This window comes from Azoarcus sp. L1K30 (assembly GCF_018122735.1).
Taxonomy (GTDB): Bacteria; Pseudomonadota; Gammaproteobacteria; order Burkholderiales; family Rhodocyclaceae; genus Parazoarcus.
On sequence record NZ_JAGRRD010000001.1, the window covers coordinates 4,339,276 to 4,359,233 of the forward strand.

A 19,958-nucleotide genomic window follows, 5' to 3' on the forward strand; every position below is an offset into this window, starting at 1 on the left:
TGTTATTCGTTGGTGCTTGCCAGCACTTCTTCCAGCGAGGTCACGCCCTGCCGCACCTTCAGCAGCCCGGATCTGCGCAGATCGCTGACGCCCTCGCGCTCGGCCTGCGCCGCAATATCCATCGAGTTGCCATTGGTCATGATGATATGCGCAATCTCCTCGCTCACCGGCATGACCTGGTAAATGCCGACACGTCCCTTGTAGCCGCTGCCCTTGCAGCGTTCGCAACCGACAGGGGCATAGGGCTGCCAGCTGCCGTCGAGTTCGTCTTCGTGAAAGCCTGCCTGCAGCAAGGCCTCGACCGGGATGTCGACCGGCTTCTTGCAGGTGCACAGGCGCCGCGCCAGACGTTGCGCGGTGATCATGATCACCGAGGACGCGATATTGAAGGGCGCCACCCCCATGTTCTTGAGACGCTCCAGCGTGGACGGCGCATCGTTGGTGTGCAGTGTCGACAGTACCAGGTGGCCGGTCTGTGCGGCCTTGACCGAGATCTCGGCCGTTTCGAGGTCGCGAATTTCGCCCACCATGATCACATCCGGATCCTGGCGCAAGAAGGCGCGCAGTGCGGCGGCGAAGGTCAGTCCCGCCTTCTCATTGACGTTAACCTGATTGATACCTGGCAGGTTGATTTCAGCGGGATCCTCCGCCGTCGAGATATTGACGCCTGCCTTGTTGAGCAGGTTGAGGCAGGTGTAGAGCGAAACGGTCTTGCCCGAGCCGGTCGGACCGGTGACGAGGATCATGCCGTAGGGGCGCTCGATCGCGTCGAGCAAGGCTCTCTTCTGCTCCGGTTCGTATCCTAGCGCATCGACCCCGAGCATGGCGGAACTCGGGTCGAGGATACGCATCACGATCTTCTCGCCATGCAGTGTGGGCAAGGACGAAACGCGGAAGTCGATGGCCTTGTTCTTCGACAGCACGAGCTTCATCCGGCCATCCTGCGGCACGCGCTTTTCCGAGATGTCCAGGCGCGAGATGACCTTTATGCGCGCTGCAATCTTTTCCTTCAGCACCAGCGGGGGCTGCGCAATCTCGCGCAACACGCCGTCGGTACGCACGCGGATGCGATAGTACTTCTCGTAGGGTTCAAAATGGACATCGGATGCGCCTTCGTTGATGGCGTCGATGAGGATCTTCTGAATGAACTTGACGACCGGTGCGTCGTCGACCTCGGAGCTGTCTTCTGCCGTTTGATCTGCGGGACCGTCCTGTTGCAGGAGGTCCATGTCGAACTCTTCGCCGGTCAGCTCCTGCAGCGTCTGCTGCGCCGTTTCACTCAGCGACTCGGCGAGCTTTCCGAGCTTGTCGACCTCGACGATGATCAGATCGAGTTGCAGGCCGGTCTGGAAGCGAATCTCGTCCAGCACCCGCATGTTGGACGGGTCTGCGACTGCAAGCGTGATTCGGTTCTGCCGTTTTCCCAGTGCGACGACCTGATGCTTGATCATCAGCTTTCGATCAATGGCGTCGCGCGGCAGGCTGCCGCGGTCGATCGCGCTGATGTCGAGCAGCGGATAGCCGAAGGTTTCGGCTGCAAAGCGGGCGATGTCCCGCGGGGTCATGAGCCCGCGTTGTGTCAGCTCGAGCAGGAAGGCATTGGTCGAGCCGTTGGCCTTGGGGGAACAGCCCAGCGCGTCGGCTTCGGTCAGCCGACCGTTCTGTATCAATGCTCGCGCAAGACCACTCAACGCGGTTTGTGGGTTTGCTGCCATCTCCCGCTCTCGAGGCGCCGACCCGTCAGGTGTCGACGTTCGTAATTATGTGACATTCGATGTTGCACGCCCGGCCATCGCTTGTAAAGCCCCGCGGGGCGCATCTTTCGACTGTCCGGCCGCGCCGGCTAGGCCGTGCGGAACAGGCGAGCCGTGCGCACGCGTCGGTCCTGAGTCTGAATGACCTCGATGGGCGTACCTGCAATGCGGACCGACAGACCGGTTTCCGGTATGTCCTGCAAGTATTCCAGCAGCAGCCCATTGAGCGTCTTGGGGCCATCGGTGGGAAGCTCGAGGCCCAGTTGGCGATTGATTTCCCGCAGGTTGGTGCTGCCGTCTACGGTCACGCTGCCGTCATCGCCCCAATGCAATCGTCGGCCCGACTCCGGAGTGCTGGTGGTGAACTTGCCGATCAGCTCTTCGATGATGTCCTCAAGCGTCACCAGACCGAGCATCTCGCCATATTCGTCCACGACCAGCGCAAGGCGCTGCTGATTCTCCTGGAAAAACTGGATCTGCGAGTAAAGGGGGGTGTCGGCGGGAACAAAGTAAGGCTTGCTCATCAACTCCCGGATCAGTTCGACGTTCAGCTCCGCGTCGAGCACCTCGCCCAGCAGGCGACGCAGATGGAGTACGCCGATCACCTGCTCGCTGTCGCCGTCATGGACGGGCAGACGCGTGTGGTAACTGGTGGCAATGCGCTCACGCAATTCCTCGATCGGCGCCGAAAGGTCGATGCCGTCAATGGCGCCGCGGGGGGTCATGACATCCTCGACGGTGATGCTCTCGAGATCGAACAGGTTCATCAGGATGTTGCGGTGCGTCTTGGGAATGTACTGGCCCGACTCCAGCACCATTGCCCGCAACTCCTCGACCGAAAGCGCGGCCGCGCCGTTGTCGGCACGGGGCTGCAGTCGCAGCAGATGGAGCAGACCGCTCGAGAACAGATTGATGAACCAGATCACCGAGTAGAACACGCGCAACAATGCGCTCAGCGGATAACTCACGATCAGGGCGAGACGATCCGCGTGGTGTGCGCCGATGACCTTCGGGGTGATCTCGGAGAATACCAGGATCATGAACGTGACCACGAGGGTGGCCAAGCCCAGCGCCCAGCGATCGTCGCCGAAAAGCTCCATGGTGATGACGCTCACCAGTGTCGCCGCCGCGGTATTCACCAGGTTGTTGAACAGCAGGATGACGCCCAGCAAGCGATCGGTCTGATTCAGGAGGTTGATCGCAAGCGTTGCGCCGCGATGTTCCTGTGCGGCCAGTGAGCGCAGGCGGTATCGATTTGCCGCCATCATGACGGTCTCCGACATTGAAAACATGCCCGAAACCAGGAGAAGGAAGGCCAACGCGCCGAATTGCGCAGTAATACCGATATCTAACACGTAGTGGACGATCGAATGCGGGGCTTGAGTATCGAAGCCATGGTGAGCCGATGTCAACCGGCATGCATGCCGGTCGCAAGCGCCGTCCGTTCAGCCGACCCGTTGCAGCAGGACTTCGACGACGAATCGGCTCCCGACATAGGCCAGCATCAGGGCCACGAACCCCGCAAGGGTCCAGCGCAGCGCGAGCTTGCCGCGCCAGCCCCAGGCGTGGCGTCCGAACAGCAGAGTGCCGAAGAGAAGCCAGGACACGAACGCGAAGACCGTCTTGTGATCGAGGCGAAAAGCCTTCCCAAACAGGCTCTCGGAAAAAACGACGCCGGTGACGAGCGTCAGCGTCAGCAGCACGAAGGCAATGCCGATGAGGCGGAAGAGCAGGGCTTCCATCGTCAGCAGCGGCGGCAGGCCCGACAGCAGTCGTGAAAAACGGGCATTGTGGAGTTGCCGCTCGGCGATGGCCATCAGCATCGCGTGCAGTGCCGCGAGCGTAAACAGGCTGTAGGCCAGCATGGCGATGATGAAATGCGCGCGAAACGCCGGCGAAGTCGCATTGGTCAACACATGTTCGCCCGGAAAGACGATCGGCAGCAGGCTGGCGACGACACCCGCCGGAAGTACGGCGGCATGGAGCCCGTCGAGGCGGGTATAGAGCGTTTCCACCCAGTAGAAGCAGATGGCGAGCCACACCATCAGCGACAATGCGACGCCGAAGCCGAAGCGCATCTCGTTTCCCGGGAACAGGGCCGAATGCAGTGCGGCGCCGTGAATGAGGATCGCAAACAGCAGCAGCAGACGTTCGCGTCCGGACATGCACTGTCGACGGGGGGCGCTCGGGGCGACGAGCACGCAGGTACGCCAGAACCAGGCACCGAGGCCGGCATAAAGCGTCGCAGGGAGGAGATGAAGTAGAATTGGGTGCATACAGACCCGCAGTTTACTCCAAGTCACTCCCGCCGAAGGTCTCCACAACATGCTAGACAACCTTACTCAACGCCTGTCCAAGGTCGTCAAGACCCTGCGTGGTCAGGCGCGACTGACAGAAGACAACATCCAGGAGGCCATGCGTGAGGTACGCATGGCCTTGCTGGAGGCCGACGTCGCGCTGCCAGTGGTCAAGGATTTCATCAATCGCGTCAAGGAAAAGGCCGTCGGGCAGGAGGTGATCTCCTCGCTGACGCCGGGTCAGGCTCTGGTGGGCGTCGTCCACGATGAACTCAAGGCCTTGATGGGGGGCGCGCACCAGGGCTTGAACCTTGCCACCCAGCCTCCGGCCGTGGTGCTGATGGCAGGCCTCCAGGGGGCGGGCAAGACCACGACGACCGGCAAGCTGGCAAAGCTGCTGAAGGAAACCCAGGGCAAGAAGGTCCTGGTGGTGTCGGCCGACGTCTATCGTCCGGCCGCGATCGAGCAGCTCAAGACCGTGGCGGCGCAGGCCGGGGTCGATTTCTTTCCGTCGACGGCCGAGCAGAAGCCGGTCGACATCGCGCTGGCGGCACTCGACTACGCGCGAAAGCACCACAACGATGTGCTGCTGGTCGATACGGCGGGGCGCCTCGCCATCGACGAAGCCATGATGGCCGAGATCAAGGCCTTGCATACGGCGGTCAAGCCGATCGAAACCCTGTTCGTGGTCGATGCCATGCTCGGACAGGATGCGGTGAATACCGCGCGCGCGTTCAACGACGCCTTGCCGCTGACAGGCGTGGTGTTGACCAAACTCGATGGTGATTCGCGTGGCGGCGCTGCACTGTCTGTTCGCCACGTCACCGGCAAGCCGTTGAAATACGCCGGCGTGGGTGAAAAGCTGACAGGCCTGGAACCCTTCCACCCGGATCGAATGGCCAGCCGCATTCTCGGCATGGGCGATATCCTCGGTCTGGTGGAGGAGGCTCGACGCGGTGTCGACGAGGATCAGGCGCGCGCCTTTGCGCAGAAGCTCAAGGCAGGCAAGGGGTTCGATCTCAGCGATTTCAAGGAACAGATCGGGCAGATGCGCAAGATGGGCGGGTTGTCGTCGATGCTGGACAAGCTGCCGGCACAATTCGCTCAGGCCGCCGGAAAGCTTCAGGGCGGGACGGAGGAAAAGGCGATTGGCCGCATCGAAGGCATCATCAACTCCATGACCCCGCTCGAGCGCGCCAAGCCCGAACTGCTCAAGGCCAGCCGTAAGCGGCGCATTGCGGCGGGGGCCGGGGTGACGGTGCAGGAGGTCAACCGGCTGCTCAATCAGTTCGAACAGACGCAGAAGGTGATGAAGCAGTTCTCCAAGGGCGGCATGGCGAAGATGATGCGCAGCATGAAAGGCATGTTGCCCGGCATGCCTGGAATGCCTCGCTGAGTGCTGCAGGAATGAAGGAGATCATCCTCGCGCTCGGTCGCTCGCTGCGCAGCCTGACGCGCACCGGCATTTTCTGGCACCTGATCTGGCCCGGCATCTTCGCCACCGTGCTGTGGACGGTGGTGGCGGTGATGTCCTGGACCTTCATCGTAGAGGGCGTCGTGGCCTGGATCGATGGCTTGAGCTGGGTGGGGGGCTGGCTGGATTCGTCCGAGGTCGCGGCGGGGGTGCTGGTCGTGCTGGTCAAGATCGCAGTCGCGCTCGCCTTCGTGCCCCTGATTTACGTTACGGCGGCCATTCTGGTGGCCGTTGTGGCCTTGCCGATGATGCTGGAACGTGTTGCCAGGCGCGACTACGCCGATCTCGAGATGCGGCGGGGCGGCTCGAACATGGGAAGCGTGTGGAATGCGCTGGTTGCCACGGGACTCTTCCTCGGTGCACTGCTGCTGTCGCTGCCGTTCTGGTTGTTGCCGGGCGTGGGTTTGGTTGTGCCCGTATTGCTGACCGGCTGGCTCAACCAGCGTGCCTTTGGCTACGATGCCCTCATGATGCATGCCGATCGAGAAGAATTGGGCCGGCTGCGTGTCGACCAGCGCATGCCGATGCTGGTGCTTGGCGGCGGGACGGCGCTGCTCGCCTATGTGCCGCTGGTCAATCTGCTTGCCCCGGCGTTTTCCGGGCTGTCCTTCGTGCATTTCATGCTTGAATCGCTGCGCCGGGATCGCACCCGCAACGGCGTCACGATTCTTGACCCCCAACCCTCCAGCCTGCCCAGGATCAGCGAATGAGCTTTGGTGCCCTCATCATCGGTGACGAGATTCTCTCCGGTCGTCGCAGCGACAAACACCTTGCCCGCCTCATCGAGCTGCTCCGTGCCCGGGGTCTGAAGCTGGGCTGGGCGCGCTACGCGGGCGACGAGCCGGGGCAACTGGTGGGCACGCTAAAGCAGACGTTTGCCAGCGGTGACATCGTGTTCAGCTTCGGCGGCATTGGCGCCACGCCCGACGATCATACCCGTCAGAGCGCGGCCACTGCGCTTGGCTGCGAGTTGGCGCTGCATCCGGATGCGGAGGCCGAGATCCGGGCGCGTTTCGGTGCCGAGCTCACGCCTGCTCGGCTGCAAATGGGGGTCTTTCCGGTGGGCAGCGAGATCATTCCGAATCCGTACAATCGCATTCCCGGCTTCTCGATCCGGAACCATCACTTCGTGCCCGGTTTTCCGGTCATGGCCTGGCCAATGGTGGAGTGGGTGCTCGATAACCGTTATCGGGAACTCCACCACGCCGAGGATTATGTGGAGCAGTCCGTCACCGTGTGGGATGCCTATGAAGGGCAATTGATCGAGCTCATGCGTGAGCTGACCGCTGCATTTCCCGACACGACGCTGTTCAGCCTGCCCACCATCGCGGCCGAGGGGCAGCGCCGCTGCATCGAACTCGGGATGAAGGGCACATCGGCTCGGGTGATCGAGGCGATGACGATGCTCAAGGCCGGCGTCACCCAATGTGGATTTGCATGGGAAGACAGGTCCTGAGCGCAGCGCCGCGCGGCCGGGGCGGGCGCGCGCTCGAGCGGTCGCACGTGATCGAGATCAACGGCAGTGAGGTGGCGCTTGTATTGCGACATTCGGCGCGCCGGACTTTCGCGCTTCAGGTCGATCATCGCGGCGCCCGGGTGGCGGTCCCGCACGGCACACCCCTGGCCGCGGTAGAGCATTTTGTTCGCGGACATGGTGACTGGTTGTTGCGCAAGTTGGATAACAGGCAGCGGACAATGGCGGCCATGCGCTTCGTGCCTGAGGATGGTGCCCGCTTTCCGCTGTTGGGCACGACCGCACGCGTACGCACCGGTCTTGCCGGTCGGAGTGCACGCTGGTGTGTCGATGTGGACGGCGTCGAAGAGCTTCACCTTCCCGGGGCGGGGGGCTCGGCCGCCCTGCTGCGGGCCCTGCGCAATCGCGCGATTGCATGGTTTCGCGGGCGGGTGGAGGAATATTGCCTTCGCCTCGGGCAATCCGCTCCCCGGGTGGGGCTGTCGTCCGCGCGCACGCGCTGGGGCAGTTGCAGCCGGCATGGGGGCATCCGTTTGCACTGGCGACTGATCCACCTCGAGCCCGCCTTGATCGACTATGTCGTCGCGCACGAGGTTGCGCATTTGCTGGAAATGAATCATTCCCCCCGCTTCTGGTCGGTGGTGGAGAGCCTTTACCCGAATTGGCACGAAGCGCGTCGTCGACTGCGGGCGCAGGGTGCCGAGTTGCCGCTGATCACCATGAACGAGCAGCCCCCGATATCTGACGAGGAGTGAGAGATGAGAATGCTGCATACGATGTTGCGCGTGGGCGATCTGGATCGCTCCATTGCCTTCTATACCGAGGTGCTGGGCATGCGCCTGCTGCGTCGCAATGACTATCCGGAAGGAAAGTTCACCCTCGCCTTCGTCGGCTACCAGGACGAATCCGAAGGTGCCGTCCTCGAATTGACGCACAACTGGGGCGTAAGCGGATACGACCTGGGCAATGCGTATGGGCATATTGCCCTTGAAGTGCCGGATGCAGCCAAAGCCTGTGCCGACATCCGGGCACGGGGCGGAAAGGTGGTGCGCGACGCGGGGCCGATGAAGCACGGTAGTACCGTCATCGCCTTCGTCGAGGACCCCGACGGCTACAAGGTCGAACTGATCGAGCACAAACTGGCATAGGCGGGCTGGCGACCGGCTACCAGTTGTCCTGAAAGCGTTTGCGAATCTCGAGTACCTCCTTCCAGCTGCGGAGAAAGGCGTCGGCGCAATCCGGATCGAAATGGCTGCCGCGACCTTCGCGCAGAAACGCAATTGCCTTGTCCAGTGTCCAGGCTCGTTTGTACGGGCGCTCGGAGGTGAGCGCGTCGAAGACGTCGGCAACGGCAACGATACGGCCATCGAGCGGAATCTCCGTACCCTGGAGTTTGCGCGGATAGCCACTGCCGTCGAACTTCTCGTGGTGGGAGAGCGCGATGATCGCGCCTCTTTGCACGACGGCGGACGACGAGTCCTTGAGAATGTCGTAACCGATGGCCGGATGCCGCTTCATGATGATCAACTCGTCGGGGGTGAGCCTGCCGGCCTTGAGCAAGATGTAGTCGGGGATGCCGAGCTTGCCGACGTCATGCATGGGCGCCGCCTGCAGGATCTCGTCAACGCAGTGCGCGTCGAGGCCCATGCGTTTGGCAATCAGCGCCGAGTAATGTGCCATGCGCTGAATGTGGGCGCCTGTTTCCGGGTCGCGAAATTCGGCCGCGCGGGCGAGTCGAGTGATCGTCTCGCGCTCGCGGGCATGGATTTCTGCGGTGGCGATGCGCACCGCTTCGGCCAGTCGCGCAGCGCGATCGCGCGTGGCCAGGTGCGCTTCGCGCAATTTGAGCATGTTGCGCACGCGGGGCTGGAATTCGTGCGGATCGATCGGTTTGGTGAGGAAGTCGTTCGCGCCAAGCTCAAGGGCGTCGTAGCGCGTACTGCGCTCGCTGTTCGCCGTGACCATCAGGATCGGCAGGTCGTCGTGGTCGTGCACTGCGCGAATCCGGCGGATGAACTCCAGTCCGTCGATGCCGGGCATCATGTAATCGACGACGATGAGGTCAGGCTCGTGCGTCTCGCACCAGTCGAGCGCGACCACCGGGTCGGCGAAGCATCGGGCTTCGCAGCCCCCGACCCGCCCCACCAACTTGTCCATCAGGGTCAGATTCAGGGGGGTGTCGTCGATGATGGCAACAAGCATGGCCGCCCCCTGAGTTGAGTAACCCTCAAAGTATCGCGCAGGGGCCAGCAGAGTGCCAGTATGCCAGTGACAGACGGCGGACGATTCAGTCCTCGTCTTCCATGCCGCCGCGACGGGGTACCTGGGTTGGATCGCACGTGATCGGGCGGTAGATCTCCACCCGGTCGCCGGCCTGAAGTGGTGCGTCCAGTTTTACCAGCTTGCCGAAAATGCCGACCTTCTGTTGCGACAGGTCGATATTCGGATACATGCTCAGAACACCGGAGCGTTCGATCGCGTCCTGCACGGTGGCCTCGTCGGACACGTCGATACGCAGCCAGCAGTGCTGGGCGCCGTCGGAATATGCTATGCCAATTCTCATCGCGGGGCTCTTCTCAGGGCGTAACGCCGTCGGCGGACAAGGCGCCGGGTGCGGGATGCAGCGTGGCGCGCCTGCGCTCCAGATGCTTTTGCAAGGCCATCAGGAACCCGAGCGCCAGAAACCCCCCCGGCGGCAGAATCATCATCAGGAAGCCCTTGTAGTTCGGGATCAGCGTCAACTCTAGAAAGCTGAAGGATTGGCCGAGCAGCAGGCTGGCATTGGCGAAAAGGGTGCCACTGCCGAGGATTTCCCGGGTTGCACCGAGCACGACCAGTGCCCCGGTGAAACCGAGTCCCATGGCCACGCCGTCGGCGATCGACGCGATGATCGGCTGGCGGGAGGCGAAGGCCTCCGCACGACCGAGAATGGCGCAATTGACCACGATCAGGGCGATGAACAGGCCGAGGACCTTGTGCAGGTCGTGGAGCCAGGCATTGAGGCTCATGTCGACGAGCGTGACCAGAGTCGCGATCAAGACAATGAAGGTCGGGATACGTACGCTCGGGCTGACCAGATTGCGGATTGCGGCGACGATCGCATTGGATAGAACAAGCACCGCGGTGGTAGCCAATCCCATCCCCAAGCCGTTGGTCGCCGTGCTCGTGACTGCCATCAGCGGGCACAGTGCAAGCATCTGAGTGAAGATGACATTCTGCCGCCACAGACCGTCCCGAAAAATGTCTCCGAACGCAATGCCCTGGCGATCAACCGGGGCCGCCTGGGTTTCGCTGCAACATTCGCTCATGGTGCCAGCTCCTTCTGTTGTGCAACGGTTGGCTTGTCCTCTCCCAGCATTGCGCTACGATGGTTCGCGAACAGTTCGAGCCCGCCCCGCACCGCCTTTACGACCGCTCGCGGGGTGATGGTGGCGCCCGCGAACTGGTCGAAATCACCGCCATCCTTCTTGACGGCCCAGCGGGCCACGGGAGGACTGCCCAGTGACTTGCCGGCAAAGTCGCCGATCCATGGGTTCTTGGCGATCTCGATCTTGTCACCAAGCCCCGGCGTCTCAGTGTGGCGCGTCACACGCGCGCCGAGCACGCGCCCCTCGCGATCGACGCCCATCATGATCTGGATCGTTCCACCGTAACCCTTTGCCTCAACGGCAAAGACGACTCCCTGCACAGTGTCGGCGCGACGGGCCCGATAGACCTTCAACGGTGAAGCGCCGTCGACGGGCAGATCGATGGCGTCGGCCAGCAGATTGTTGTCGGCGAATCCCTGCGGCAGTACTTGCGACAGCGAGGCCGCAGTATCGCGCGCGGCTGCCTCGGCAATGGCGGGGCCGGTGGCCTGATGGGCAAAGGCAAGCGCGGCACTGGCAGTCAGTGCAATGGCGCCAAGCGAAGCCCCTTGGTACCACAAGGCTTCGATGGGCGGACGGATCGATGGCAACTTGTTCATGGTGGTGGGGCGCTCAGGGGGCAGTCAGCGAATGGCCGTCGCGGCGGCGACCGAAGATGCGCGGGCGCGTGGCGCGGTCGATCAGGGGTACGGCGGAGTTCATCAACAGAACGGCGAAGGCGATGCCTTCGGGGTAGGCGCCCCAGGTGCGAATGATCCACGTGAGGGCGCCGCAGCCGAGACCGAAGATCCACTGCCCGAGTGGCGTGCTCGGCGAGGTGACGTAGTCGGTTGCGATAAAGAAGGCGCCCAGCATGACGCCGCCTGTCAGCAGGTGGGCCAATGGGGGCAAATAGCTGTCCGGAGCGAGGAAATTGGCGAGTATGGCCGGTAGGGCGACACCGAGCATGAAGGCGGTCGGGATGCGTAAAGTGATGATGCGCAGTGCGGCAAGAAAGATACCGCCGCCCACCAGCAGCAGGGCGCTGGTTTCGCCCAGACTGCCGGCGCGCTGGCCGAACCCGAATGCCTGCGGATCCCAGAAGCCTGTCAATGATTGCGACAGTGCGATGCCACGTGAGGCCTCGGCCTTGACGTGCCCCAGAAGCGATGCGCTGGTCATCGCGTCGGTGATGTTGCCGCCGAAGGTCACGCCAAGCGCTGCCAGAGGGGGCAGGTCGGTCGCCTGCGGTGCAACCCATTGCGTCATTTCGACCGGAAACGAAATCAGCAGCATGACCCGCGCCGCCATTGCCGGATTAAACAGATTCTGGCCCAGGCCGCCGAAGGCATGCTTGCCCACGACGACGGCGAAGGCTGCACCTGCCGCCGCGATCCACCACGGCGCCCATGGCGGCAGCGACAGGGCCAGCAGCCATCCGGTCAGCATGGCCGAACCGTCCGCGATCATTGCGCTTGCAGAACGCTCCGCCATGCGGGCGCAGAAGGCTTCGGCAAACAGTGCGGTCAGGATGGTGACACACCACAGCATCACCGCGGGCCAGCCAAAGTGCCAGAAGCCTGCGAGCGTCGCCGGCGTCAGCGCCAGCATCACCAGCAACATGACACGACCGACAGAACGGGCGCCGTGCGCGTGAGGCGAGGATATCGGATTCATGCGGTGGTCTCCTCGGTGTTCGTGGCGGGTGCTGACTTGGCAGCAGCGGCCTGCGCGGCAGCGGCCTTGGCGCGCTCGCGTTCGGCCTTGCGGCGTGCTGCCGCCTCGGCCTTTTCGCGCGCTTCGCGTTCCATCCGCGATTCGCGCGCCTCGACCAACTGCTTGATGGCGTCCTGCTTCATGCGATTGCGGTCTTGCGCAGCGAGTTCGCCCTTGGCGTGGTTGAAATACTGGACAAGCGGAATCTGCGACGGGCAGACGAACGAGCAAGTGCCGCAGCTGATACAGTCCTTGAGCCCGATGTCGACGGAGGCCTTGAGGTCACCATTGCGGATCAGGGCGGCCATGTCCAGTGGCATCAAACCGATCGGACAGGCGCCGACGCAGGACGCGCAACGGATGCAGGGGCCGGGCTCGGGGAGCGCGGCGAGCTCGCTTTCCACCAGAGCGAGCAGCCCGCCGCTACCCTTGATGACCGGGATGTCGAGCGAGCGGATCGCCAGACCCATCATCGGCCCGCCCATCACCCAGCGGGCGACGGTGCCTGTGGTGCCGCCGCAGAATTCGACCAGCGCCGACAGTGGTGTGCCGATACGCACTTCCAGGTTGCGGGGCGTGCGGATGGCGCCGCCCGATACGGTAACGATACGTCGTGTCAGGGGTTCGCCAAACCGGATGGCGCGGTGGATGGCCGCCGCGGTGCCCACGTTCTGAACCATGACGCCGATATCCGCAGGGCGGCCCTCGGCCGGAATCTCGCGGCCTGTCAGCCAGGAGATGAGCTGCTTTTCCGAACCCATCGGATAGCGACTGGGGACGGTGACGACTTCAACGTCGGCGAGATCGGCTGCCGCCTCGCGCAGCGCGGCAATTGCCTCGGGTTTGTTGTCTTCCACCCCGATCATGGCGCGTTCACCGCCGATGGCGCGCAGGATGATGCGCGCGCCATCGACGACCTCGGGCGCGCGCTCGCGCATCAGGCGGTCGTCACAGGACAGATAGGGCTCACATTCACCGCCGTTCAGAATCAGGGTCGGAATACGCGTCTTTTGCCCCAGCGCGAGTTTGACCGCGGAGGGAAAGGTTGCGCCGCCCATGCCGACGATGCCCGCTGACGCGACCCGGCGTGCGATGTCTGCCGGTTCGAGCATGAACGGATCGGCAATCTCCGGCGGTAGTGCCTCGTCGAGGCCGTCGGGCTCAAGGAGGATGGCCGGACCACTGAGCCCGGATGCGTGGGGGACGGGAACCTCGGCAATGCCCAGGATTCGACCCGAGGTGGGCGCATGCAGCGGCGCCGAGATCGCCCCTTGGGCCTCCGCGATCAATTCACCGCGCAAGACCTGCTGACCGGCCTGCACCAGTGGCCGCGCCGGCGCGCCGATGTGCTGGGCGAGCGGAAGAATGAGTTGCGCAGGCAGGGGGAGTGGCGTGATCTCGGTGTCGGCCGCCGGGTGCTTGCGCCCTTCCGGGTGCGCGCCCCAGCGTTGAAACAGGCGGCGCAAGGTGCTACGAGCGGAAAATGCAGGCATGGTCATGGCAGGCGGTCTCAGGCGCTGACCGGTTTGGGCCAGACCCATGTCTGCAGGGTCACCGGCACCGGTGTAAGTTCGATGGCGCCGGTGGGGCATACCCCCTCGCACTTGGCGCAGCCCGTGCAGGCTTCGCGAATGACGGCGTGAATCTGTTTGACGGCGCCCAGCACAGCGTCGGTCGGGCAGGACTTGAAACACTTCGTGCAGCCGATGCAGATCTCCTCGCGCACCTCTGCAATGCGCGGCACCTGCTCCTGTACCGCGCTGGCGTCGAGGGCCAGGCCAAGGCGGGCAGCCAGTGCTTCGGCCAACGCAAGTCCGCCCGGAGGGCAGCAGGTGGCAGCAGCGTTGCCGGCGACGAGCGCTTCGGCCGCGCCGGAACAGCCCGGAAAGCCGCATTGCCCACAATTGGACCCAGGCATCATTGCTTCGATTTCAGCCTCGACACCGTCGCGTTCGACGTGGAAGAAGCGTGCAGCGAGTCCCAGACCCAGGCCGAAGACGATACCCAGCACGGAGATGCTAGCAACGGCGATGAACATGTCGGCTCCTTGATATCGTTGTTCAGTGATTGGTCAGGCCGGAAAAGCCCATGAAGGCCAGTGACAGCAGTCCGGCGGTGATGAATCCGATCGGCGCGCCGGCAAAGGCGGCCGGCACCCGTGCGAGTGCGAGGCGTTCGCGCAGGCCTGCGAAGAGCACCAGTACCATGGTGAAGCCGGCCGCCGAGCCCAGACCGTAAATCACGCTGCGCGCGAAGCCGGCGCCTTCCTGGACATTGAGCAACGCGACGCCGAGCACCGCGCAGTTGGTGGTGATCAGTGGCAGATAGATACCCAGCACCTTGTACAGCGTGGGCGCATTCTTCTTTACCGCCATTTCGACGAACTGCACGGTGGCCGCAATGACGAGGATGAATCCCAGAATGCGCAGATAGCCGAGATCGAACGGCGCCAGGAGCGCATGTTCCAGCACCCAGGTGACCGCGCTCGCCAGCGTGAGCACGAACGTCGTGGCCATCCCCATGCCCAGCGCACTGTCGATCTTGCGCGACACCCCCATGAAAGGGCACAGGCCAAGGAACTTGACCAGGACGACGTTGTTCACCAGCGCCGTACCGAGCAGCAGCATCAACCATTCACTCATTGCCGACGATCTCCGTCAATTTCGATCTTCACGGCCCTTGTTGCATGAGGCGTGCCATTCGGGGTGCGTTTTCAAAAGGCTGATTTAAAAGTGAATTTTGTGCAGTGCAGTGTCCACTGCATGTGTCGATTCCGCCACGCGTCAGTGATTTGTCGTGAAGGCTACACATGAACGGCGCGCGAGATGGACGCGTACCCGCTGTCGCCCGGCGCGGTATCCCTGACGACAGCGGGTGTTCGGGCGAATGCACCGCTTGAGTGCGCAAAATTGTCGGGTTTGGCACATAGCTTGCTAAGGGAGTCGCAACCCTTCTCTGTCGAGACGTCAATGTCAGCGCCCGATTCCATGCAAGCAGTGTTTGCCGATGCAGTGTTCCACGATGCGGTTGAGCAATCGGCGATCGCGATCTCGATTACCGACGGCAATGCTCACATCCTCTATGTAAACCCCGCGTTCTGTGCAATTACAGGCTATGCGCCGGGCGAAGTCGTCGGCAAGCGGCAATCGCTGTTGTCTTACAAGTCGACGCCCAGAAGCGTGTATCAGAAGATGTGGCAAGCGCTCAGGGCGGGACAGTCCTGGACCGGGCGGCTGTTGAACCGGCGTCGGGATGGTTCGCCTTATGTGGCCGAACTCACCGTGACCCCCTTGCGTTCGTCGGTGAGTCGGGAGGACGAGGTGCGCTACCTGGGCATGCACTGGGATGCCACCGAGGAGCATCGTCTGGCGCAGCAACTGGGCAATCACAAACAGCTGATCGAATCCGTCATCTCGGTGGCACCCGTAGCAGTTGCACTCCTGGATGTGGATGGCAAGGTGGTGTTGGACAATCCGGCCTATCGGCGGATCGTTTCCGACATGCGGGTTGCCGAACCGGCGCACGCGGTCATGGACGAGCTGCGCCGCAGCCTGGGGGACGATTTCGGCCGTGCGCTTGCACATCGGCGGGCGTTGCTCAATCACGAACTGTGCTTCGATCTGGGTGTGTCGGATCCGCGCTGGTATTCGTGTTCGGTGACCTGGTTCGAGGAGCGCCACACCAGCCCGGATGCGTTCTATGGTGACGGCTGTTCCGATTACATGCTGCTCGTCATGCACGATATCAGTGCATCGAAGCGCCAACAGGAGGCGCTGCGCATCGCCGCGATGCGTGCAATGCTGTCCGAGGGCGAGTTCAACCAGAGTCTCAGGGAGGCCTTGTCCGGGGCAATCTTTCAGTTGCAGGGGCCGGTCAACCTGATTGCCGCAGCCGCAAGCCTGCAGCGGCGGCGGGCCGGTGGCGCTGCAGGGGGCGACGCATTGAGCAGGGCCCTGGCTGATGCCCAGCGTGCTGGAGAGCAGGCGATCGCAACCTTGCAGTCGGCGATGCCGGCCGAACCGGAGGCGCCGTCGGGCCTGGTCAGCCTGAACGAAGTGCTGCGCGACGTGCTGATGCTGGAAACCGAGTCCTTTCTCTCCGCTGGCGTGACGGTCGACTGGCATCCGGCGCATGTCCTGCCTTCGGTACAGGGCAATCCCACGGCGCTGCGCAACCTGTTCCGCCAGTTGGTGGCCAATGCGGTGGAGGCCATGAATGTACGGGGCTGGAAGGAGCGCAGCCTCAGTGTGTCGACCGAACTCATCGGGCAGGATGTGTGCGTGGTGGTCAGCGACAGTGGTCCCGGCATTCCCGAGGCACTGAGACTGAAGGTTTTCGAGCCCTTCTTCTCGACCAAGCAGACGCGATCGGCAGGGCGGGGCGTCGGCCTGTCGCTGGCGCAGGAGATCGTCAGTCGTCACCGCGGCATGCTCAAGATTGACCCCGAGCACACGAACGGGTGCTGCATCCGCGTCAGCTTCCCGTCGATGCGCCAGAACGCCGAGGGCGCGTCAGGGGGTTCTCGATGAATGCAAACGAGCCAATCAACGAGCTCGCGCAGCGTGCAGCCTGGCTCGAGTCCTCGCTTGAGGCCCTGTATCGCGTCAGTCGGGTGCTGTCACGTTCGCTCGAGCTGCGGGAAACGCTGGCGGAGTTGCTGCGCGTGCTTGATGAGGAGTGTGGATTCAACCGTGCGCTGGTTACCCTGAATGAGCCGGGAGGTGACTCGATGGCGATTTCGGCTTTGCATGGGGTGGACGCTCCGATTAATCCGGACATTCGTTGGCGGGCGGGTGAGGGCGTCATCGGCACCGTGCAGCAACGTTCGCGGCCGCTCGTGCTGCAGCGCCTGGCCGACAGTCCGAATTACCTGCCGCAGCGAGGCGTTTTCGATGCCGAGGCGCCGTTCATCGGCGTGCCGATCCGTGCCGCGCATGAAACCGTCGGCGTGCTTGCGCTGCAGCCACCGGTCGCCTTGTGCGAGCGCCTCGACGACGATGCTCACTTTGCCGAGATGGTGGCGAACCTCATCGGTCAGGTTGTCCGCTTGTCGAGCCAGGTGAAGCAGGAGCGTCGGGACATCTCCGAGGAGCGCGATACCCTGAGGCGCGCGGTACGAAGTCATTTCGGCTTCGACAGCATCATCGGTCACACGGCGGCGATGCGTAAGGTGTTCGACCAGGTGCGGCAGGTGGCGAAGTGGAACACCACGGTGCTTGTCCGTGGCGAGACGGGGACGGGCAAGGAACTCATCGCGCAGGCCATTCATTACAACTCTCCGCGCGCGGCCGGCCCCTTCGTCAAACTCAACTGTGCCGCGCTGCCGGAGAACCTGCTGGAGTCGGAGCTCTTCGGTCACGAGAAAGGGGCTTTCACCGGCGCGCTGACGCAGCGCAAGGGCCGCTTCGAAGCCGCTGATGCGGGGACGCTGTTCCTGGACGAGATTGGCGAAATTTCCGCGTCCTTTCAGGCCAAGCTGCTGCGCGTCTTGCAGGAGGGCGAGCTCGAGCGCGTCGGCGGCGCCCGAACCTTGCGCGTCGATGTTCGCGTGATTGCCGCCACCAATCGCGATCTGGAACTCGAGGTGGAGGCCGGGAAGTTCCGCGAAGACCTGTTCTACCGGCTCAATGTCATGCCCATCATGTTGCCGCCATTGCGCGAACGGGTGGAGGACATTCCCGAAATCGCGACCTTCCTGGTCGACAAGGTGGCCAAGATGCAGGGACGGCCCCTGTCCATCACTGAAAGTGCATTGCGTATCCTGCTTCACCACGCCTGGCCGGGAAACGTGCGTGAACTCGAGAACTGTATCGAGCGCGCCGCGGTCATGAGCGAGGATGGGGTCATCGATCGCGACCTGGTGCTGATTTCGGGCGTGGATGAACGTGTCACACCGATGCGCGGGGGCGGAGCGGTCGATCTCGACGATCCTGATCTGGATGAGCGCGAACGTGTGATCGCGGCGCTGGAGCAGGCCGGGTGGGTGCAGGCCAAGGCGGCGCGGCTGCTGAACATGACACCGCGCCAGATCGCCTACCGTATCCAGACGCTCAACATCAAGGTGCGGCAAATCTGATCCAGTGGGCCTCGATCCGAACGTGGGGCATGAACCCGGTGTGAACACGGTCTTCATCCTTCGTTCAGTGCGTACCTGTCAGTATGCGTCAGACCCTGCAGCAGATACGGGCTGTGGGGCGCAGGCGGGAGTTCCCGCCGTGCATCGCCTACCGTCAGGAGTCGACCATGAAACTCAGTGAAACCGTTTTCTTTCGTGAATTTGTTGCCGTTACCGTGGGGTTGTTGCTGGCAGTCGGCAGTATTGCCTTCATCTCGATCCCGGCGAGTATGGCCGTTGTCGGCAGTGTGACCCATTTGACGTGAGCACCCCGCGAGGTGATTCAGCGTGGCACTGGGTCAGGGAGGTGATCGACGACCACCTCCCGACTGCTCGCGGGCTTACTTCATTGCGCTCGCGGTCTTGAGGTGCGGGTCAACTGGCGGAACGATGGACCTGCCCTCGGTCATGGGAAGGCGTGGCATTGTCTGAACGGGGAAGGTGCCGCTGAGGCCGTTCAGGAAGGCCACCAGATCGTTGACCTGTGATTGCTCCAGATCCTTGTCGAGCTGGGTCTTGGCCATGACGCGCACGGCTTCTTCCAGCGTGGGCACTTTCCCGTTGTGCATGTATGGTGCGGTCAGCGCGATGTTGCGCAGCGTCGGCACGCGCCACATGTGTTTGTCACTGTCCTTGCCGGTCGAAGCGTGCCGGCCCGTGTCTGACAACAGATCGTACTGTTTGTCGAAGGCGCTGCCGGTAATGGTTGGGAATTTCATGAAAACACCTTCGCCCGTCGGCATTGTCGGCCCGCTGAAGTTGGCGCCCGAGTGGCAGGCGGTGCAGCCCAGCTCGCTGAAGGTCTGCATGCCGCGGATCTGTTGGGCCGACAGCGCCTTCTTGTCGCCCTTGACGTAGCGATCATAGGGCGTATCCGGTGTGACGAGCGTGCGCTCGTAGGCGGCGATCGCCTTGGCCAGGTTATCCATCGTCAACGGCGTGGGCGAGGCCGGGAAAGCCGCCTTGAACAATGGCAGGTAGCCCGGGATCTGCTCGAGTCGGCTGATGGCGACCTTCGCATCGCTCATGCCCATTTCGATGGGGTTGGTGATGGGGCCTTTGGCCTGATCCTCGAGCGTTGCAGCGCGGCCGTCCCAGAATTGTACGGACTGGTAGGCAGCATTCCACACGGTTGGCGCGCTACGCCCGCCACGTGCATCGTGCATGCCGATCGAGTTTGGACGGTTGTCATCGCCACCGGCCATGACGTTGTGACAGGAATTGCATGACAAGGTGCCGTGTTCGCTCAGGCGGGGATCGAAAAACAGTGCTTTGCCGAGATCGACTTTCGCTTGAGTTTGAGGATTGTCGGCCGGGACTGGAGGGTGTTCGGGGAGGGCTTGCCATTGTTGGGCGTGCGCGCTCAACGCGAGGGTAAAGAGGCCCGAGAAGGTGAGATATCGTACAAGTGGCTTCATGCTGTGTTCTCCGTTTCAACGATGGGTCGGTAAGGGCAGCGTCTGATTGTTGCAGCCGCGGTGTCACTCCGCAGATGACGGCCTGAGCATGACGAGCTGGTGCCGCCACAGTGAAAATTGCATATGCAAAGTGAACGCAGGGTGAACGCGGTGAGGCAAGGGGAATTGCCCTGGCGGGGACGGGAGCCGGCATTGTCCGGCCGGGCTGCTGAGCGGGGCGCCGTACTGAGTCTTCGGCAGCGTATCGAAGCAGTGCGAATCAAGTCATGAAAGCTTAAAGGTGTCCCGATAGCCTGCGCATTCCGACCTTCGATGACATAGGTGTTCGATGCCTTCTGCTGCCACGCTCAAGAGCACGCTGCC

Annotated in this window: 20 protein-coding genes; 8 read left to right on the plus strand and 12 right to left on the minus strand. The window is 62.9% G+C overall.

Annotated elements, in window-relative coordinates; translation table 11 throughout:
• Positions 1 to 2: 2 nt before the first annotated feature.
• The 3 genes from pilB to ccsA all read right to left on the minus strand — a co-directional run bounded on the left by pilB (position 3) and on the right by ccsA (position 4,030).
• Positions 3 to 1,715 (minus strand): type IV-A pilus assembly ATPase PilB, encoded by a 1,713-nt coding sequence (gene pilB / locus J5J83_RS19995; protein WP_212351685.1) that lies wholly within the window; start codon positions 1,713 to 1,715, stop codon positions 3 to 5.
• 128 nt (positions 1,716 to 1,843) lie between these two features.
• Entirely contained in the window at positions 1,844 to 3,109 is a 1,266-nt protein-coding gene (locus tag J5J83_RS20000) for an HlyC/CorC family transporter (RefSeq protein WP_212351686.1), read from the minus strand.
• Positions 3,110 to 3,199: 90 nt separating this feature from the next.
• Entirely contained in the window at positions 3,200 to 4,030 is an 831-nt protein-coding gene (ccsA, locus tag J5J83_RS20005) for a cytochrome c biogenesis protein CcsA (RefSeq protein ID WP_212351687.1), read from the minus strand.
• Between the two features lie 49 nt (positions 4,031 to 4,079).
• Between ccsA and ffh the strand changes: the two genes are divergently transcribed.
• The 5 genes from ffh to gloA are packed head-to-tail and all read left to right on the plus strand — an operon-like array spanning position 4,080 to position 8,147.
• A complete protein-coding gene (ffh, locus tag J5J83_RS20010) occupies positions 4,080 to 5,447 on the plus strand; it encodes a signal recognition particle protein (RefSeq protein WP_212351688.1) in 1,368 nt (455 codons plus the stop codon).
• A gap of 11 nt (positions 5,448 to 5,458) precedes the next feature.
• Positions 5,459 to 6,235, plus strand: coding sequence for an EI24 domain-containing protein (locus J5J83_RS20015; protein WP_212351689.1), 777 nt, complete (start codon positions 5,459 to 5,461; stop codon positions 6,233 to 6,235).
• Positions 6,232 to 6,981, plus strand: coding sequence for a molybdopterin-binding protein (locus J5J83_RS20020; RefSeq protein WP_212351690.1), 750 nt, complete (start codon positions 6,232 to 6,234; stop codon positions 6,979 to 6,981). The genes J5J83_RS20015 and J5J83_RS20020 overlap by 4 nt, the downstream gene beginning before the upstream one ends.
• Positions 6,963 to 7,754, plus strand: a complete 792-nt coding sequence (locus J5J83_RS20025; RefSeq protein WP_212351691.1) for a SprT family zinc-dependent metalloprotease — start codon at positions 6,963 to 6,965, stop codon at positions 7,752 to 7,754. Before J5J83_RS20020 ends, J5J83_RS20025 begins: the two co-directional genes overlap by 19 nt.
• A gap of 3 nt (positions 7,755 to 7,757) precedes the next feature.
• Complete coding sequence (gloA, locus tag J5J83_RS20030) at positions 7,758 to 8,147, plus strand: lactoylglutathione lyase (protein ID WP_212351692.1); 390 nt, start codon at positions 7,758 to 7,760, stop codon at positions 8,145 to 8,147.
• A 16-nt stretch (positions 8,148 to 8,163) separates the two neighbouring features.
• Here gloA and J5J83_RS20035 read toward each other — a convergent pair whose 3' ends face one another.
• From J5J83_RS20035 to rsxA, 8 genes are all read right to left on the minus strand, one after another.
• Positions 8,164 to 9,201, minus strand: coding sequence for an HD domain-containing phosphohydrolase (locus J5J83_RS20035; RefSeq protein ID WP_212351693.1), 1,038 nt, complete (start codon positions 9,199 to 9,201; stop codon positions 8,164 to 8,166).
• A gap of 85 nt (positions 9,202 to 9,286) precedes the next feature.
• Positions 9,287 to 9,562, minus strand: a complete 276-nt coding sequence (locus J5J83_RS20040) for an RnfH family protein (RefSeq protein WP_212351694.1) — start codon at positions 9,560 to 9,562, stop codon at positions 9,287 to 9,289.
• Between the two features lie 13 nt (positions 9,563 to 9,575).
• Positions 9,576 to 10,307: an electron transport complex subunit E gene (locus J5J83_RS20045; protein WP_212351695.1), complete on the minus strand. Its 732-nt coding sequence runs from the start codon at positions 10,305 to 10,307 to the stop codon at positions 9,576 to 9,578.
• Positions 10,304 to 10,966 carry an electron transport complex subunit RsxG gene (rsxG, locus tag J5J83_RS20050; RefSeq protein WP_212351696.1) on the minus strand — a complete coding sequence of 221 codons (663 nt, stop codon included), beginning with the start codon at positions 10,964 to 10,966 and terminating at the stop codon, positions 10,304 to 10,306. Before rsxG ends, J5J83_RS20045 begins: the two co-directional genes overlap by 4 nt.
• 13 nt (positions 10,967 to 10,979) lie before the next feature.
• Positions 10,980 to 12,023 carry an RnfABCDGE type electron transport complex subunit D gene (locus J5J83_RS20055; RefSeq protein ID WP_212351697.1) on the minus strand — a complete coding sequence of 348 codons (1,044 nt, stop codon included), beginning with the start codon at positions 12,021 to 12,023 and terminating at the stop codon, positions 10,980 to 10,982.
• Entirely contained in the window at positions 12,020 to 13,561 is a 1,542-nt protein-coding gene (rsxC, locus tag J5J83_RS20060) for an electron transport complex subunit RsxC (protein ID WP_249115799.1), read from the minus strand. The genes J5J83_RS20055 and rsxC overlap by 4 nt, the downstream gene beginning before the upstream one ends.
• A gap of 11 nt (positions 13,562 to 13,572) precedes the next feature.
• Positions 13,573 to 14,100, minus strand: coding sequence for an RnfABCDGE type electron transport complex subunit B (locus J5J83_RS20065; RefSeq protein WP_212351698.1), 528 nt, complete (start codon positions 14,098 to 14,100; stop codon positions 13,573 to 13,575).
• A 22-nt stretch (positions 14,101 to 14,122) separates the two neighbouring features.
• Entirely contained in the window at positions 14,123 to 14,704 is a 582-nt protein-coding gene (gene rsxA, locus J5J83_RS20070; protein ID WP_212351699.1) for an electron transport complex subunit RsxA, read from the minus strand.
• 327 nt (positions 14,705 to 15,031) lie between these two features.
• Here rsxA and nifL point away from each other — a divergent pair, with 327 nt between their 5' ends.
• The 3 genes from nifL to J5J83_RS20085 all read left to right on the plus strand — a co-directional run bounded on the left by nifL (position 15,032) and on the right by J5J83_RS20085 (position 18,443).
• Positions 15,032 to 16,591, plus strand: coding sequence for a nitrogen fixation negative regulator NifL (gene nifL, locus J5J83_RS20075; protein WP_212351700.1), 1,560 nt, complete (start codon positions 15,032 to 15,034; stop codon positions 16,589 to 16,591).
• Positions 16,588 to 18,138, plus strand: a complete 1,551-nt coding sequence (gene nifA / locus J5J83_RS20080; RefSeq protein WP_212351701.1) for a nif-specific transcriptional activator NifA — start codon at positions 16,588 to 16,590, stop codon at positions 18,136 to 18,138. Before nifL ends, nifA begins: the two co-directional genes overlap by 4 nt.
• A 167-nt stretch (positions 18,139 to 18,305) precedes the next feature.
• Positions 18,306 to 18,443 carry a hypothetical protein gene (locus J5J83_RS20085; protein WP_212351702.1) on the plus strand — a complete coding sequence of 46 codons (138 nt, stop codon included), beginning with the start codon at positions 18,306 to 18,308 and terminating at the stop codon, positions 18,441 to 18,443.
• Between the two features lie 75 nt (positions 18,444 to 18,518).
• Here the strand turns inward: J5J83_RS20085 and J5J83_RS20090 are convergent, their stop codons facing one another.
• Positions 18,519 to 19,595, minus strand: a complete 1,077-nt coding sequence (locus J5J83_RS20090; RefSeq protein WP_212351703.1) for a cytochrome-c peroxidase — start codon at positions 19,593 to 19,595, stop codon at positions 18,519 to 18,521.
• Positions 19,596 to 19,958 lie beyond the last annotated feature (363 nt).